This is a genomic window from Afipia sp. GAS231, assembly GCF_900103365.1.
GTDB lineage: Bacteria > Pseudomonadota > Alphaproteobacteria > Rhizobiales > Xanthobacteraceae > Bradyrhizobium.
In genome coordinates this window covers 7,537,864-7,553,293 of record NZ_LT629703.1, presented here as the reverse complement: position 1 = coordinate 7,553,293, position 15,430 = coordinate 7,537,864, and the positions used below count along the sequence as shown (strand labels likewise).

The 15,430-nt window shown below is 63.7% G+C and carries 13 protein-coding genes; 8 read left to right on the top strand and 5 right to left on the bottom strand.

Features of this window, described 5'->3' with window-relative positions; all coding sequences use genetic code 11:
* Window positions 1–128: 128 nt before the first annotated feature.
* Window positions 129–1,049 (top strand): septal ring lytic transglycosylase RlpA family protein, encoded by a 921-nt coding sequence (locus BLS26_RS35275; RefSeq protein WP_092517385.1) that lies wholly within the window; start codon window positions 129–131, stop codon window positions 1,047–1,049.
* Here the strand turns inward: BLS26_RS35275 and BLS26_RS35270 are convergent.
* A complete protein-coding gene (locus BLS26_RS35270; RefSeq protein ID WP_092517383.1) occupies window positions 1,046–1,984 on the bottom strand; it encodes an alpha/beta fold hydrolase in 939 nt (312 codons plus the stop codon). The two genes, BLS26_RS35275 and BLS26_RS35270, sit on opposite strands and share 4 nt — an antisense overlap.
* A gap of 165 nt (window positions 1,985–2,149) precedes the next feature.
* Here BLS26_RS35270 and BLS26_RS35265 point away from each other — a divergent pair, with 165 nt between their 5' ends.
* Genes BLS26_RS35265 through BLS26_RS35235 form a run of 7 tightly spaced genes read left to right on the top strand, consistent with a single transcriptional unit; the run spans window position 2,150 to window position 9,449 of the window.
* Window positions 2,150–3,409: a D-alanyl-D-alanine carboxypeptidase family protein gene (locus BLS26_RS35265; protein ID WP_092517381.1), complete on the top strand. Its 1,260-nt coding sequence runs from the start codon at window positions 2,150–2,152 to the stop codon at window positions 3,407–3,409.
* Between the two features lie 2 nt (window positions 3,410–3,411).
* Window positions 3,412–4,101: a dTMP kinase gene (gene tmk, locus BLS26_RS35260; protein WP_092517379.1), complete on the top strand. Its 690-nt coding sequence runs from the start codon at window positions 3,412–3,414 to the stop codon at window positions 4,099–4,101.
* Window positions 4,098–5,138, top strand: a complete 1,041-nt coding sequence (locus BLS26_RS35255; RefSeq protein ID WP_092517377.1) for a DNA polymerase III subunit delta' — start codon at window positions 4,098–4,100, stop codon at window positions 5,136–5,138. Before tmk ends, BLS26_RS35255 begins: the two co-directional genes overlap by 4 nt.
* A gap of 57 nt (window positions 5,139–5,195) precedes the next feature.
* Window positions 5,196–7,163, top strand: a complete 1,968-nt coding sequence (gene metG, locus BLS26_RS35250; RefSeq protein ID WP_092517375.1) for a methionine--tRNA ligase — start codon at window positions 5,196–5,198, stop codon at window positions 7,161–7,163.
* A gap of 13 nt (window positions 7,164–7,176) precedes the next feature.
* A complete protein-coding gene (locus BLS26_RS35245; RefSeq protein ID WP_092517373.1) occupies window positions 7,177–7,968 on the top strand; it encodes a TatD family hydrolase in 792 nt (263 codons plus the stop codon).
* On the top strand, window positions 7,965–8,771 hold the full coding sequence (locus tag BLS26_RS35240) for an MBL fold metallo-hydrolase (protein WP_092517371.1): 807 nt from the start codon (window positions 7,965–7,967) through the stop codon (window positions 8,769–8,771). The genes BLS26_RS35245 and BLS26_RS35240 overlap by 4 nt, the downstream gene beginning before the upstream one ends.
* A 48-nt stretch (window positions 8,772–8,819) precedes the next feature.
* Window positions 8,820–9,449, top strand: coding sequence for an antibiotic biosynthesis monooxygenase (locus tag BLS26_RS35235; RefSeq protein ID WP_092517369.1), 630 nt, complete (start codon window positions 8,820–8,822; stop codon window positions 9,447–9,449).
* A 136-nt stretch (window positions 9,450–9,585) separates the two neighbouring features.
* On the opposite strand, the gene BLS26_RS35230 is transcribed toward BLS26_RS35235, so the two are convergent.
* From BLS26_RS35230 to BLS26_RS35215, 4 genes are all read right to left on the bottom strand, one after another.
* Window positions 9,586–11,235, bottom strand: a complete 1,650-nt coding sequence (locus BLS26_RS35230; RefSeq protein WP_092517366.1) for an acyl-CoA synthetase — start codon at window positions 11,233–11,235, stop codon at window positions 9,586–9,588.
* Window positions 11,236–11,263: 28 nt separating this feature from the next.
* On the bottom strand, window positions 11,264–13,165 hold the full coding sequence (locus BLS26_RS35225; protein WP_092517362.1) for a TRAP transporter large permease subunit: 1,902 nt from the start codon (window positions 13,163–13,165) through the stop codon (window positions 11,264–11,266).
* 21 nt (window positions 13,166–13,186) lie between these two features.
* On the bottom strand, window positions 13,187–14,206 hold the full coding sequence (locus BLS26_RS35220; RefSeq protein ID WP_092517360.1) for a TRAP transporter substrate-binding protein: 1,020 nt from the start codon (window positions 14,204–14,206) through the stop codon (window positions 13,187–13,189).
* A 378-nt stretch (window positions 14,207–14,584) separates the two neighbouring features.
* Window positions 14,585–15,391, bottom strand: coding sequence for an NAD-dependent protein deacetylase (locus tag BLS26_RS35215; protein ID WP_092517358.1), 807 nt, complete (start codon window positions 15,389–15,391; stop codon window positions 14,585–14,587).
* Window positions 15,392–15,430 lie beyond the last annotated feature (39 nt).

Below are 15,430 nucleotides of genomic sequence, written 5' to 3'. Positions count from 1 at the left end.
GACCCCATTTCCGCCGCGTTCCGGATGCGATATCTTCATCACTTGATGCGGAGGTGGGCCGCATCGTGATTCATGGTCGTGGCCGCCTTGGTGCAGGCGTCCGACCGCTGGAATGGTAATTGGGGCGAATGGGGATTCGACGGTCAAATCCGAAGGTGATGGCGCGTGGCGCGGCGGCCTTGGCAGCGTGCCTTGTCCTCGCCAACTGCGCCTCATCGGGAAAATTCGCCAGCCGGGTCGATCCCAAATACGGCGTTTCTTCGAGCCCCCGGGTGGTGGCGCTCGGCGACCCCGTGCCGAAGGGTGGCGGGACCTATCGCGTCGGCAAACCCTACACCGTCGGCGGCCAAGTCTACGTCCCGGAAGAGGATAACAGCTACCGCGCCGAGGGCATGGCCTCCTGGTACGGCGATGATTTCCACGGCCGGCTGACCGCCAATGGCGAAGTGTTCGACATGGGTTCGCTGACGGCGGCCCATCCGACCCTGCCGATGCCGAGCTACGCCCGGGTGACCAACCTGCGGAACGGCAAATCCCTGATCGTTCGCGTCAACGACCGCGGCCCGTACCATGGCAACCGTCTCATTGACGTCTCGAACAAAGCCGCCGAACTGCTTGATTTCAAAGGAAATGGCGTCGCCAAGGTTCGGGTTGAATATGTCGGCCGGGCGCCGCTCGAAGGCTCCGACGACCGCCAGTTGGAGGCGACGTTACGAACCGGAGTTCCCGCGCCGTCGCCGTCGATGGTCCGGGTAGCCTCGGCTCGTCCGTTCGTTCCCGAAATCCCGTCGTCCGCGGGCCGGATTCGTGGCGAGGTTCCGATGCCGGAAGGGCGCCCCTATAGCCTCGGCAACAGTTCGGCCGATTACGCCTCGATCAACGCGACCTCGGAAATGTCGGCATCCAGCCGCTCCCGGGGCCGGGCGCTCGAAAACCCCCGCGCTGTTTCCTACGAGAACGACGCGAACTATGCGGCCCCAAGCTCGGCCTATCTGCCGGTCGATCCGCGCGGCCCCAGCGAAGTGCTCAGCGGTCGCGGGCTCTACTAACTTCTCAAGAATTCGATCACCGCCGCGTTGACCTCGTCAGGGCGCTCCTGCTGCACCCAGTGGCCGGCGCCGTCGATGATCAGCTTTTGCCGCAGATTCGGCAGCACCCGGTCCAGCTCGTTGACGCGCTTGGCGCCGATCAGGCCGGTGATGACCGAATCCCTGGATCCCGCGATGAACAATGACGGCTGATGGATCTGCGCGCCCTGCCAAGGCGCGGTCAGGTCCCAGTTGCGGTCGAGGTTGCGGTACCAGTTCAGCCCACCGCGGAAGCCGGAGTGCCGGTAGGCCTCAGCGAAATGGGCGATGTCGGCCTCGCTGAGCCAGTCCGGCAGCGTCAAGACAGGCGGGATGTTGCCGAGAAAGCCCTTGCCCTCGGTGACGAAGAGCGCCGCGGGGTCGGAGACGCCGCGGCCTAGGATCTTGCGCATCGAGGTGGCGACATCGTGCTCGAATTCCGCCTCGGCGATCCCTGGGGTCTGGAAATATTGCCAGTAGAAATTGGTGACGCCACTGGCGGTGAGGCTGTCGAGCGGCCGGGCGCGGCCGCGAAAGGGCGGGGGAACGCTCAAGCCTGCCACCTTGGTGAACATGTCCGGGCGGAACAGCGCCGCATGCCAGGCGACCGGCGCGCCCCAGTCGTGGCCGACGATCACGGCCTGCGTTTCGCCCAGCGCCGTCACCAGCGCGACCATGTCACCGACCGTGTCGAAGATGCTGTAGGCTGCGACGTCGGCGGGCGCGCTGCTCCGGCCATACCCGCGCATGTCGGGGGCTACGACATGAAAGCCCGCCTCGGCGATGGCGTTGATCTGGTGCCGCCACGAATAAGACAGTTCAGGCCAGCCATGGCAGAGCACGACCAGCGGACCCTGGCCCTGCTCGCGCAAAAACAGCTCGATCCCGTTGGCGGAAATGGTGCGTGTGGATGGCATCGCGTTTCCGCCCTGTTTTTCGTATTTTGTCGGGAAATTGCAGTATCGGCACGATACGGTCGTTCGACCGGCGCTGCAATCCGATCGACACGGCAGCAAATCCCAAAAGCTGTGTTGTTTGCGATACTTCCACCTGTTAGAACGCCCGGATTCAGGACATCGCAAATGGCCGTCGAGACCCCCGTTTTCCGCCAATTGAGAGCCGCGGCCGCGTTGCCGTGGCGCAGCCTTGTGGCGTCAGCGCTGGCGCTTGCCATCGGCTGGGGCGGGATCGTCTATGCCGCCAACAACAGCGTGCAGGGCGCCAAGAAGGACGAGGGCGGTTTTGACGGGGACGCGCCGACCGCGATCCTGATCGAGGCTTCCAGCGGCAGCGTGCTGTTCGAGAAAAATGCCGACGAACTGCGCGCGCCGTCCAGCATGATGAAGTTGATGACGGCGGAGGTGGTGTTCAACGCCATCAAGAAGGGCGACGTCAAACTGACCGACGAGTACCGGATCAGCGAGAACGCCTGGCGCAAGGGCGGCGCGCCGGCGGGCGGCTCGACCATGTTTGCGGTGCTCAACAGCAAAGTGTCGGTCGATGATCTCCTGCATGGCGCGCTGATTCAAAGCGGCAACGATGCCTGCATCGCGCTGGCCGAAGGCATGGCCGGCAACGAGCGCATCTTCGCCGCCGACTTCATGACCAAGCGCGCCCGCGAGCTCGGCCTGACCAAATCGACGTTCGGCAATTCCAACGGGCTGCCCGATCCCGCCAACAAGATGACGGTGCGGGAACTATCGAAGTTGGCTCGCTTCGTGATCCAGACCTATCCCGACATGTACAAATTGTTCGGGGAGAAGGAGTTCACCTGGAACAAAATTCGCCAGCAGAACCGCAATCCGCTGTTGAACTCGCTCACCGGCGCCGATGGCCTCAAGACCGGCTATACCAAGGAGGGCGGCTACGGCATGGTCGGCTCCGCCGTGCAGAACGACACGCGGCTGATCGTCGTGGTCAACGGCTTGGAAGATCCCGATGATCGCGCCACCGAAGCCAAGAAGATGCTGGAATGGGGCTTTCGCAATTTCGAGACTCGTACCCTGTTCGCGGCCGACCAGCCGGTCGGCTACGCAAAAGTGTTCGGCGGCGACAGCCGTTCGGTCAAGCTCGCCAGCCCCGAGCCGATCAAGCTGATGGTGCCGAAGAACGGCAGCGAGAAATTGATCGCCCGCGTCATCTATAACGGCCCGGTGCGCGCGCCGGTGCAGTCCGGCCAGCCGGTGGGCGTCGTCAGGGTCTGGCGTGGCGCCAACATCGCGATGGAAGCGCCGGTCTATGCGGCCGAATCCATCGGCACCGGTTCCACCATGCGCCGCGCGATCGACGGGGCCAGCGAGCTCGTGATCGGCATGTTCCGCGCGAGCGCAGAGAAACTTTGACCATGGCCGAAGCAGCGCTGAACCGGCCTTCCGGACGCGGAAAGTTCATTTCGTTTGAGGGCGGCGAGGGCTCGGGAAAGTCCACGCAGATCAAGAAGCTCGCCCAACGTCTGGCGACCGCGAAGCTGCGCGCCATCGTCACGCGCGAGCCCGGCGGATCGCCGGGGGCCGAGATCATCCGGCATCTGGTGCTGTCGGGCATGGGCAAGCTGCTCGGGCCCGATGCGGAGACATTGCTGTTTGCGGCGGCGCGCGACGACCATGTCCGCACGGTGATCCAGCCCGCGCTCAGTCAGGGCACCTGGGTGCTGTGCGACCGGTTCTTCGATTCGACCCGCGCCTATCAGGGCAGGTTGGGACAGGTTTCACCTAGCGTCCTCAACGCCATGCAGCGGGTCACGATCGGCGACCTGAAGCCCGACCTCACCATCATTCTGGATATCCCGGTCGAGGTCGGCATGCAGCGCGCGGCGGCACGGCGCGGCAAGGGCGCGCCGGATCGCTTCGAGGCGGAAGATCTCCAATTCCACCAGGACCTGCGGGACGCCTACAAGCAGATTGCCGCGGAGGATCCGCAGCGCTGCGTGCTGATCGACGCCAATGCCGATGCCGACGCGGTCGCAGCGGAGGTCTGGAAGGCGCTGCGCGACCATCTGTTCACGCTTCCCGCGGCCGCGGCGACTACCGCATGAGCGCCCGCAAGACCGAACAGGAAATCGCCGTCCGGCATCCGCGCGAAACCGCGGAGCTGTTCGGCCATCGCGAGGCGGAAGCGGCCTTGCTCAATGCCTACCGCAGCGGAAGAATCCCGCATGCCTGGCTGATCGGCGGCCCGCAGGGCATCGGCAAGGCGACGCTGGCCTATCGGATGGCGCGGTTCGTGCTCGCCCACGCCAATCCGCTGGCGCCGTCCGTGCAGCGCGCCGAGACGCTCGCCGTCGATCCCTCCGATCACGTCGCGCGCCAGATCACGGCCGAGGCCCATGGCGGCCTCTTGGTGCTCGAGCGCGGCCTCAACGACCGCGGTGTGCTGCGCACCGTGATCACGGTCGACGAGACGCGGGAGACGATTTCATTTTTCGGCTCGACGGCGGCAGTGGACGGCTGGCGGGTCTGCATCGTCGACACCGTCGACGAACTCAATCCAAACGCGGCCAACGCGTTGCTGAAGATTCTGGAGGAACCGCCGCAGCGCTCGCTGTTCCTGCTGGTCAGCCATTCGCCGGCGCGGGCATTGCCGACGATCCTGTCCCGCTGCCGCAAATTGCCGTTGCGACCGCTTTCGACCGCCGACGTGGTCCGCGCGGCGGCGCTAGCTACCGACAAGGACGCCAACGACCCGGCCCTCACCGAGGCCGCAGAGGCATCGGAAGGCAGCATATCGCGTGCGCTGACACTACTCGGCGGCGATGCGCTGAAACTGCAGCAACGCACTGCGGCCCTGCTGGCGACCCTGCCCAAGGTCGATCCGCGCGAGCTGCACGCGCTGGGCGACGCGCTCGGCACCAGCGACCGCGTGGCGCTCGCGGCCTTCATCGACGGCATCGACCGCTGGATCGGCGAAAAGCTGCGCGCCGGCGACGCCAACGCGAATCTGCCGCGCCTTGCACGGCTGGCGGAGGTATGGGAAAAGATCGTCCGCGCCGCGCGCGACACTGAATCGTACAATCTGGAACGAAAACCACTGGTTTTTTCGGTTTTCGGAATGCTCGCGGAAGCGACGCGGTAGCACCGCCTGACATCCATCCAGACCAACTTGTTTGAATGACATTTGAGGGAATTCGCCGTGGCGACGTCTAAGAAGAAGGCTTCCAAAAAACACAAGGCGAAGAAGGCCCGCAAGGCTGCGCCCGCAAGCGCCAGCAAGAAGGCGACGGCGAAAAAGCGCACGGCGAAGAGCAAGCGCAGCGTGAAAAAGGCCGGCAAGACCGCGAAGCGGGTTGCCAAGAAGGCTTCCAAAAAAGCCGCGAAGAAGACGGCCAGAAAAACGGCCAAGAAAACAGCCAAGAAAACAGCGAAGAAAGCTGCGAGGAAAACGGTAGCCAAGAGGACGGTGGCCAGAAAAGCCGTTGCCGCGCCGAAGAAGGCCAGCGCGGTCGACCGGACTTCATCCGCCGAAAAGGCTCCAAAGACGGTTGCGCCGCGAGTCATTGCGCCGAAAATCGTGAAGCCTGCGCCCAAGCCGGTGCCCGCGCCGACGGCCGAACGCAACACCTACTTCATCACGACAGCCATCGCCTATCCGAACGGGCAGCCGCATATCGGCCACGCCTATGAAGCGATCGCAACCGACGCGCTGGCGCGGTTTCAGCGGCTCGACGGCAAGGACGTCTTCTTCCTGACCGGCACCGACGAGCACGGCCAGAAGATGATCCAGACCGCGACCGCCGAAGGCATGACCGCGGCCGAACTCGCTGCCCGCAACGCCGCCCGCTTCCGCGATATGGACCTGCGTCTGAACGTGTCGTTCGACCGCTTCATCCGCACCACCGAGCCGGCGCATCATCATTCGGTGCAGGTGGTCTGGAACCGGATCCAGCAGAATGGCGACATCTACATCGACGTCTATTCCGGCTGGTACTCGGTGCGCGACGAAGCCTATTACGCCGAAGACGAAACCGTCGTCGGCGAGGACAATGTGCGCCGCGGGCCGCAGGGCTCGCCGGTCGAGTGGGTCGAGGAGAAGAGCTACTTCTTCAAGCTCTCGGCCTATCAGGACCGGCTGCTGGCGCTGTATGAGAACCAGCCCGATTTCATCGGGCCGGATTCGCGCCGCAACGAGGTCATCAGTTTCGTCAAAGGCGGGCTGAAGGACCTGTCGATCTCGCGCACGACCTTCGACTGGGGCATCAAGGTACCGAACGACCCCGAGCATGTGATGTATGTCTGGCTCGACGCGCTGACCAATTACATCACCGGCGTTGGCTTTCCCGACGAGAGCGATCCGAACTGGCGCTACTGGCCGGCCGACGTCCACATCATCGGCAAGGACATCATCCGTTTCCATGCTGTGTACTGGCCGGCGTTCCTGATGTCGGCCGGCATTCCCGTGCAGAAGCGGGTTTACGCGCACGGCTTCCTGTTCAGCAGGGGCGAGAAGATGTCGAAGTCGGTCGGCAATGTCGTCGACCCCTTCAACCTGGCCGACCAGTATGGCGTCGACCAGATGCGCTATTTCTTCCTGCGCGAGGTGTCGTTCGGGCAGGACGGCAACTACAACCATGAAGCCATCGTCGCGCGCATCAACGCCGATCTCGCTAACGGTCTCGGCAACCTGGCGCAGCGCTCGCTGTCAATGATCGCCAAGCAACTCGGCGGCGTAATGCCGGAACCCGGCGACTTCACCGACAGCGACAAGGCGATGCTGGCGATGGCGGACGGTATGCTGGAGCCATCGCGGACCGCGATGGCGACCCAGCAGATCCATCAGTGGATTAATACCGTCTGGGCGGTGGTCGCCGAAGGCGACCGCTATTTCGCCGGCGAGCAGCCGTGGGCGCTCGCCAAGACCGATCCGGCGCGGCAAAAGACGGTGCTGTACGTCACCGCCGAAGTGGTGCGTCAGATCGCAATCCTGGCCCAGCCGGTAATGCCGGATGCGTCGGCAAAACTGCTCGACAGCCTCGGCGTGCCTGCGGATGCGCGCGACTTCAAGGCGCTGGGCACGCGGATCGTGGCCGGCACGGCGTTGCCGGCGCCGGTCGGCGTGTTCCCGCGCTATGTCGAGCCCAAAGTCGATATCAAGGCAGATTGAGCGGTCGCATTCCATGCTCGTCGACAGCCACTGCCATCTCGACTTTCCGGATTTTGCCGAGGACCTCGACGCCATCGTGGCGCGCGCCGAGACCGCCGGCATCGGCCGTATCGTCACCATCTCGACCCGGGTGAGGCGGCTCGGCGGGCTGCTGGCCATCGCCGAGCGGTTTCCCAATGTCTATTGCTCGGTCGGCACCCACCCGCATAACGCCGACGAGGAAGACGGCATTCCACCCAGTGAGCTGATCGAACTGGCGAAGCATCCGAAGGTCGTGGCGCTCGGCGAAGCGGGGCTGGATAATTTCTACGAGCACGGCTCCAGCGGCGCGCAGGAGCGCGGTTTTCGCGCGCATATTGCGGCGGCCCGCGCCACCGGCCTGCCGCTGGTCATTCACACCCGCGAGGCCGACGAGGAGTGCGGCCGCATCCTCGAAGAGGAAATCGCCGCGGGACCGTTCAAGGCCGTGCTGCATTGCTACACCGGCGGCCGCGAGCTGGCGATGAAGGCGATTTCGCTGGGCCTTTCGATCTCGTTCACCGGCATTCTGACGTTCAAGAAGTCCGAGGCGTTGCGCGAACTCGCGGCCGAACTGCCGGCGGACCGCATCATGGTCGAGACCGACTCGCCATATCTCGCGCCGGGCAAGTTTCGCGGCAAGCGCAACGAACCGTCCTACGTCGTCGAGGTCGCAAAAGTGCTGGCGGAAACGCGCGGGGTGTCGCTGGAGGAAATTTCACGGCAGACCACCGAAAACTTCTTCCGCCTGTTCTCCAAGGTACCAGCGCCGAAGGCGGTCGCATGACGCTGACGCTGACAATTCTCGGCTGCGGTTCCTCGGCCGGTGTGCCGCGCCCGGCGCTGGGCTGGGGCGCCTGCGATCCCAACAACCCGAAGAACCGCCGCCGTCGCTGCTCGTTGCTCGTGGAGCGCACCGGCGGGCACGGCACTACGCGGATCGTGATCGACACCTCGCCGGACCTGCGCGAGCAGTTGATCGACGCCGAGGTCGACCATATCGACGCGGTGTACCTGACTCACGAACATGCCGACCAGACCCACGGGATCGACGATTTGCGTTCGGTCGTGATGCACCAGCGGCGGCGCATTCCGGTTTATTTCAACCAGTCGACCGCCAAGGACATCATGGCGCGGTTCTCGTACTGCTTCATCTCGCCCGAGGGCAGCGACTACCCGCCGATCCTGACGCGCCATTCGATCGAGGCCGGCGAGAGCCACACCACCGAAGGGAAGGGCGGTCCAGTGAAGCTGGAGGCCTTCCTGGTTCATCATGGCAAGATTCCCGCGCTCGGTTTTCGGGTCGGCGGCGCAGCTTATACGCCCGACCTGCACGACATTCCCGAGGAGAGCTTTCCGGCGCTGGAAAACCTCGATCTCTGGATCGTCGACGGCCTGCGCTACGCTGGCCATCCCAGCCATTTCAGCGTCAGCGACGCGCTCTCATGGATCGAGCGCTTCAAGCCGCGCCGCGCCGTCATCACCAACATGCATTCCGACCTCGATTACGAAGTGCTGCGGAAGGCGCTGCCGGCCGGCGTGATCCCGGCCTATGACGGCATGCGGTTGACGCTGGATCGTGCAGGTTGAGCCTGGTTCGACGCTGTGACGCCTGTTGCCGGCAAAAGGAGTGGTTCGATGATCGCTCTGTTCTTTGAAGTTCAGACCCGGCCGGGCCACCGGGATCAATATCTCGACCTCGCCGCATCGCTGCGGCCTGCGCTCGATGCGATGGGCGGCTGCCTCTTTATCGACCGGTTCAGCAGCCTGAGCCGTGAAAACCTGCTGCTGTCCTATCAGATCTGGCAGGACGAAGGCGCGATGACGGCATGGCGGGTTCACGGCTACCATCACGAGGTCCAGACCATCGGCCGCGAAAAGGTGTTTTCGGACTATCGAATTCGCATCGCCCAGGTGATCCACGAGGAAAGGCCGGGGCAGCCGGTCTGGCAGCCGGAGCGGCGCACGCCGTACAACGATCCGGCGCGGCGCCATCCGACCTTTGTGCTGGTCGCGGAATCGAAGCGCGCCGAACTTCCGGTGCAGACCGAGTGGCGCCGTGATTCCTTCAACAGCGTCTACCACGACGGCACTTTCGCGCATTTGATCGATGTGCCGGATCAACAGGCCGGTGTCGAGTTGGGCCGCCGTCTACTGAAGGACCCGACGACGGAATATTTCCGCATCGTCGAGGTCATGCGCGACTACGGCATGTACGAGCGAGCCGAAGCGCCGCAGTATTATCCGCCGGTGGAACGTAGCCCTTAAATCCGTCGTCCCGGCGAACGCCGGGACCCATACCGCGTGATGTCTCGGCTTAAAAAAGCTGTTCGACGACCTGTCGAAACCACAAACGCCTGTGGTTATGGGTCCCGGCTCGCGCTTCGCTTGGCCGGGACGACAGCTACGCCGAAATCGCCTTGGCCGAGCCCACTTGATTGCGCAGCAGGAACTTCTGGATCTTGCCGGTCGACGTCTTCGGAATGACACCGAACACCACCGCCTTCGGCGTCTTGAAGCCGGACATGTGGCTGCGGCAGAAGGCGATGATCTCGGCCTCGGTCGCCTTGGCACCGTCCTTCAGTTCGACGAAGGCGCAGGGCACTTCGCCCCATTTGGAATCCGGCTTGGCGACGACCGCGGCGAACAGCACCGAGGGATGCTTGTAGAGGACATCCTCGACCTCGACGGATGAGATATTCTCGCCGCCTGATATGATGATGTCCTTGGAGCGGTCCTTGATGATGACATAGCCGTGCGTGTCGAGCACGCCGAGATCGCCGGTGTGAAACCAGCCACCGGCAAAGGCTTCCTCGGTGGCCTTCTCGTTCTTCAGATAGCCTTTCATCACGATATTGCCGCGGAACATCACCTCGCCGATGGTCTCGCCGTCGCGCGGCACTTGCCGCATGGTTTCGGGATCGATCACGGTGACGCCTTCCTGCAGCGGGTAGGGCACGCCCTGCCGGCGCTTGAGCTGGGCGCGCTGGTCGGCTGGCAGATCGTCCCAGCCGGGCTGCTCGGCGCAGACCGACGCCGGGCCATAGACCTCGGTCAGCCCGTAGACATGCGTCAGCTTGATGCCGATATTCTCGGCGCCTTCAAGCACGGCCACCGGCGGCGCCGCGCCTGCGATCAGGCCGACCACCGGACGCGCCTTGGCGCCCTTCGGCGCACCGGGCGCATTGATGAGGGTGTTGTAGACGATCGGCGCGCCGGCCATGTGGGTGACGCCATGCTGCGGGATCAGCTCGAAGATCTTCGCCGGATCGACCTTGCGCAGGCAGACATTGATGCCGGCGGATGCCGCGACCGTCCACGGAAAGCACCAGCCGTTGCAGTGAAACATCGGCAGCGTCCAGAGATAGACCGGATGCTGGCCGAGATTGGCGGCCAGGATATTGCTGACGGCGTTTAGGTAAGCGCCGCGGTGATGGGTCACGACACCCTTTGGATTGCCCGTTGTGCCCGAGGTATAGCTCAGCGCGATCGCGTCCCACTCGTCGCCGGGCGGCCGTGCCACGAAGCTGGGATCGCCTTGGGCTACCACCGCTTCATATTCGAGTTCGCCAATGCGCTTGCCGCCCGCGAACGCCGCATCGTCGACGTCGACAACGAAGGGTTTTGGCCCCGCCATCAACGTCAACGCTTCCGCGATCACGCCGGAAAACTCCGGGTCGACCAGAATGATTTTTGCGCCGCCATGGTCGAGCTGGAACGCGATCGATGAAGCATCGAGCCGGATGTTGAGCGCGTTCAGCACGGCGCCCGCCATCGGCACTGCGAAATGCAGTTCGTTCATCGCCGGGATGTTCGGCAGCATCGCCGCCACCGTATCGCCATGGCCGATGCCGCGGCCGGCGAGCCAGGACGCAAAGCGCCGGCAGCGGTCGTAGGTCTCCGCCCAGGTAAAACTGCGGCCTTCATAGACGGTGCTGACGTGATCCGGGTAGACCGCAGCACTCCGGGCCAGGAAGCTCAGCGGCGTCAGCGGCACATAGTTCGCCGGCGTCTTCTGCAATCCGATTGTGTACTGGTTCTGGGCTGCGCTCATCGGCTCCGTCCCATTGGCAAAGTTGACGTTACAGGAACCCGATCGAAATCCACGGGAAGATCGCCACGATAATCAGGCCGATCATCAGCGCCAGCAGGTAGCCCCAGATCGGCTTGATCCCCTCGGCCGGATCGACCTTTCCGATGGCGCAGGCGGCATAATAGCCGACCCCGAACGGCGGCGCGAACAATCCGATCCCCATCGCCAGGATGATGATCATCGCGTAGTGCACCTCGTGGACGCCGACGGCGCGCGCGATCGGGAACAACAACGGCCCGAACAGCACGATCGCCGGAATGCCCTCCAGCACGCTGCCGAGCACGACAAAGGCCACGATCGACACCGCGATGAAGGTCGCCGAACCGCCGGGCAGGCCGGTCATGGCTGAAGCCAGCGCCCGCGAGAAGCCTGATTGCGTGAGGCCCCAGGCCATGCCGGTGGCGCAGCCGATGATCAACAGGATCGCGCCCGACAGGCACGCGGTCTCCACCAACATTGGCACGATCCGCCGCCACTCGAACTTGCGGTAGATCAAAAGGCCGTAAACCAGAAAGCCGACGATGAAGGCATAGATGATGCCGATGGTGGAGACTTCGGTCGCGGTTGCGATGCCTTCGACCACGGCGTAGCGGATCACGAACGGCAGCGCCAATGCGGGCAGGGCGATGACGAAGGCGCGGCCGATCTCGCGGCCGCTCGCCTTGGTGACGTGCTCGAGGTTTTCGCCGCGGTAACGCCACCACACCAGCGCCGACAGCGTGATCGCCAGCACCACGCCCGGCAGCAATCCGCCGGTGAACAAGGCGGCAATCGACACGCCGGTGACCGAACCGATCGTGATCAGCACCAGGCTCGGCGGAATGGTTTCGGTCTGCGCGCCGGTGGCGGCGAGCAGGGCGACCAGATCGCCCGGCTTGGCGCCGCGCAGCTTCATCTCCGGAAACAGCACCGGCGCCACGGCGGCCATGTCGGCGGCCTTCGAGCCGGAGATGCCCGACACCAGATACATCGCGCCGACCAGCACGTAATGCAGCCCGCCGCGGACATGGCCGAGCAGGCTCGCCAGGAAGCCGACCATCGCCCGCGCCATGCCGGTCATCTCGATCAGGAGTCCTAAGAACACGAACAGCGGCACCGACAGCAGGATCAGGTGGCTCATGCCCTCGTCCATGCGCCCGATCAGCACCATCAGCGGCGTGCGCGTCGTCAGCGCCAGATAGCCATAGGTCGCAAGGCCAAACCCGAACGCAATCGGCACGCCGGCAAACACGCAGAAACCGGCGACGCCGACAAAGAAGATGATGAGGTTGAGATTGCCGAGCGGTTTCAGCGTTCCCTTCAACAGCCAGAACACGGCGATGACAACAGCAACCGACAGGATCGCGCGCAGCACCATCCAGAGATCGCCGGCCCGCAGCAGCCGCAGAAACGCGAACAGGCCCATCAGGCAGATGCCGACCGGCAAGGCCGCGGCGCGCCAGCTATTGGAGATCTGCAGCGCCGGCGTCGTGATGAAACTTTCCTCATAGGCATAGTCGTAGGACGGCCATACGATCATCAACAGGAACGCCAACGCGGCGCAGGTCGCGACCAAGTCCAGATAGGCGCGCATCGCCGGCCGGGCGCTGGCGACGATCGCCGTCATGCGCATGTGCTCGACGCGCCGGAATGCGACCGCGGAGCCCAGCATCGCCAGCCACAGGAACAGGATCGACGCCAGTTCGTCCGACCAGATCAACGGACTGTGCAGCACGTAGCGCGACACCACGCCGGCAAACAGGATCACGATTTCGGCGACCACCAGAAAGGCCGCCGGAATCTCCACCAGGATTCCGAGGAAATGTTCGACCGACGCCAATCCAGAACGGCGGCGAGGGGACCTTGCGGTCACCTCGCCGGGCGCGATCTCGGTCAATTCGGCATGAGCCATGACGGCCCCCTGCACTTATACTTACGAGAGTTTGCCGACCGACTTTTCCAGGATTTCCCAGGCCTTGTCGCCGTATTTGCCCTTCCATTCCGCGTAGAAGCCGGCGGAACGGAGTTTTTCCCGGAACGGCGCCACGTCAGGCTGGTTGAAGACCAGGCCCTTGCCGGCCAGTTCTTCGCGGACGGTGATGTTGAGCTTCTCGGTATCGGCACGCTCCTTGACCGCGGCGGCGTTAACGTTCTTGGCGACGATGGTCTTGATGTCATCAGGCAACGCCGCCCAGGCACGGCGGTTCATCAGGAACCAGAAACCGTCCCACATGTGGTTGGTCATCGAGCAGTATTTCTGCACTTCGTAGAGTTTTGCGGTCGAGATCAGCGCCAGCGGATTTTCCTGACCTTCGACGATCTTGGTCTGCAGCGCCGAATAAACTTCGCTGAAATTGATCGAGGCGGGCGAGGCGTCGAACGCCTTGAACATCGAAGTCCACAGCGGCGAAACCGGCACGCGGATCTTGAAGCCCTTGTAGTCGTCCGGACCATTGATCGGCTTGGTCGACGACGTGGTCTGCCGAAAACCGTTGTCCCAGATCTTGTCCATGACCTCGAGGCCGGCCTTGTTGATCTCGCCACGCACATAGGCGCCGAGATCGCCGTCCATGGCCGCCCAGACCGACGGGTAGTCCTTGAACGCGAAGCCGACGCCGTTGATCGAGGCCGCCGGCACCAGGGTGGCCAGGATCAGTCCGGACAGCGTGAAAAACTCGATGCCGCCGGAACGAACCTGGCTCAGCATGTCGGTGTCGGAACCGAGCTGGCTGTTCGGGAAAACCTGCATGTCGAACCGGCCGCTGGTCTCGGCCTTGATCGCGGCGGCCATCTCGCGGGCGCGCGTCATGAACGGATGCGATTCCGGAAGATTGTTGGCAAATTTGTAGGTGAATTCGGCCGTCTGGGCCCGCGCCACCATGGGTGCGCCAATGCCGCCCAGAACCGCTGACGCAGCGGATGCCTTCAGAAGCGTGCGTCGTGAAAAGCTCATCTGTTTCTCCCTTGAGGCTTTTTGTTCTTGAGATGCAATTCTATACGGACCTGACGCCATCAGGTCATCAGCGATCTCGCATTCGCGTCGGCTTATTGCAGCGGACACGAGCCACGGCAACATCGGCTTTAGGACCAAGTGACGCGTGCGAAGGCCACGGAGCGATCGAGACCGTGGATGGGATACAGATGGCTTCAGCCAAGCCGACGAACCAGCGCCAATCCTGAGGGCGTCTGGAAGGAAATCCGGCTAAATATCTGATCTAATTATAGATATAAATATTCCATAATATACCTTATGCGAATTACAGATATGGCCGTTGGGTTTTGCGGGTATGCTCCGGACCAACGCCCCTGCGATCGTCGGATGCGTATCGGGCTACAGGAGAAACGACAGCGCCGCCTCGCAACGGTCTTCGATCTTCAGGGTCAGCAAGTCGTCTGCGCGCGTCCGGCCGAGATTGACGGCGGCGATCGGAATACCGCGCCGTGCTGCCGCCTGAGCGAACCGGAACCCCGAATAGACCATCAGGGACGAACCCACGACCAGCATCGCGTTGGCCTGCTCCAGAGCCTCCATAGCCAAGGCAATCTGATCTCGCGGAACGCTTTCGCCAAAGAACACGACGTCAGGCTTCATGAGGCCGCCACAAGAAGCGCAAGGCGGCACGGCAAAGCCCGAGAAGTCCATATGGTCGAGTTCGGCATCGCCATCCGGCAACGCAGCTGCATCCAGGCCAGCCCAGGGCGCGTTGAGGCGGACCAGATCTTCCTGGAAGTCGGCACGGCGCCGGGCGGCCGAGCAGGCCATGCAGCGGACCAGATCGAGGCGGCCATGAAGGTCGATCACCACCCTGCTCCCGGCGGCCTGGTGCAATCGGTCCACATTCTGGGTGAGGAGCATCTGGCTGCGGCCGGCTGCCTCGAGACGCGCCAAGGCGTGATGCGCATCGTTGGGACGGGCTTGTCCGAAGCGCCGCCAGCCGATCATGCTGCGGGCCCAATAGCGGCGCCGGGTGGCATCGTCGGCGACAAACGCCTGGAAGCGCACGGGCTGTGTCCGTTTCCAGCTGCCATCGGCATCCCGATAGTCGGGAATCCCCGAATTCGTGCTGCATCCGGCGCCTGTCAGAACGAACAGTCGATCGTGACGCCGGACGAATGCTTGGAGGTCGCTGTTTGGCATTTCGAACGATATTTAATCGTTCGCTGCCCGCATTGCCAT

Excerpts from the sequence above, each read along its gene's own strand:
- BLS26_RS35275 (WP_092517385.1), top strand. The coding sequence starts at position 129 with ATGGGGATTCGACGGTCAAATCCGAAGGTGATGGCGCGTGGCGCGGCG.
- BLS26_RS35270 (WP_092517383.1), bottom strand. The coding sequence starts at position 1,984 with ATGCCATCCACACGCACCATTTCCGCCAACGGGATCGAGCTGTTTTTG.
- BLS26_RS35265 (WP_092517381.1), top strand. The coding sequence starts at position 2,150 with ATGGCCGTCGAGACCCCCGTTTTCCGCCAATTGAGAGCCGCGGCCGCG.
- tmk (WP_092517379.1), top strand. The coding sequence starts at position 3,412 with ATGGCCGAAGCAGCGCTGAACCGGCCTTCCGGACGCGGAAAGTTCATT.
- BLS26_RS35255 (WP_092517377.1), top strand. The coding sequence starts at position 4,098 with ATGAGCGCCCGCAAGACCGAACAGGAAATCGCCGTCCGGCATCCGCGC.
- BLS26_RS35245 (WP_092517373.1), top strand. The coding sequence starts at position 7,177 with ATGCTCGTCGACAGCCACTGCCATCTCGACTTTCCGGATTTTGCCGAG.
- BLS26_RS35240 (WP_092517371.1), top strand. The coding sequence starts at position 7,965 with ATGACGCTGACGCTGACAATTCTCGGCTGCGGTTCCTCGGCCGGTGTG.
- BLS26_RS35235 (WP_092517369.1), top strand. The coding sequence starts at position 8,820 with ATGATCGCTCTGTTCTTTGAAGTTCAGACCCGGCCGGGCCACCGGGAT.
- BLS26_RS35230 (WP_092517366.1), bottom strand. The coding sequence starts at position 11,235 with ATGAGCGCAGCCCAGAACCAGTACACAATCGGATTGCAGAAGACGCCG.
- BLS26_RS35225 (WP_092517362.1), bottom strand. The coding sequence starts at position 13,165 with ATGGCTCATGCCGAATTGACCGAGATCGCGCCCGGCGAGGTGACCGCA.
- BLS26_RS35220 (WP_092517360.1), bottom strand. The coding sequence starts at position 14,206 with ATGAGCTTTTCACGACGCACGCTTCTGAAGGCATCCGCTGCGTCAGCG.
- BLS26_RS35215 (WP_092517358.1), bottom strand. The coding sequence starts at position 15,391 with ATGCCAAACAGCGACCTCCAAGCATTCGTCCGGCGTCACGATCGACTG.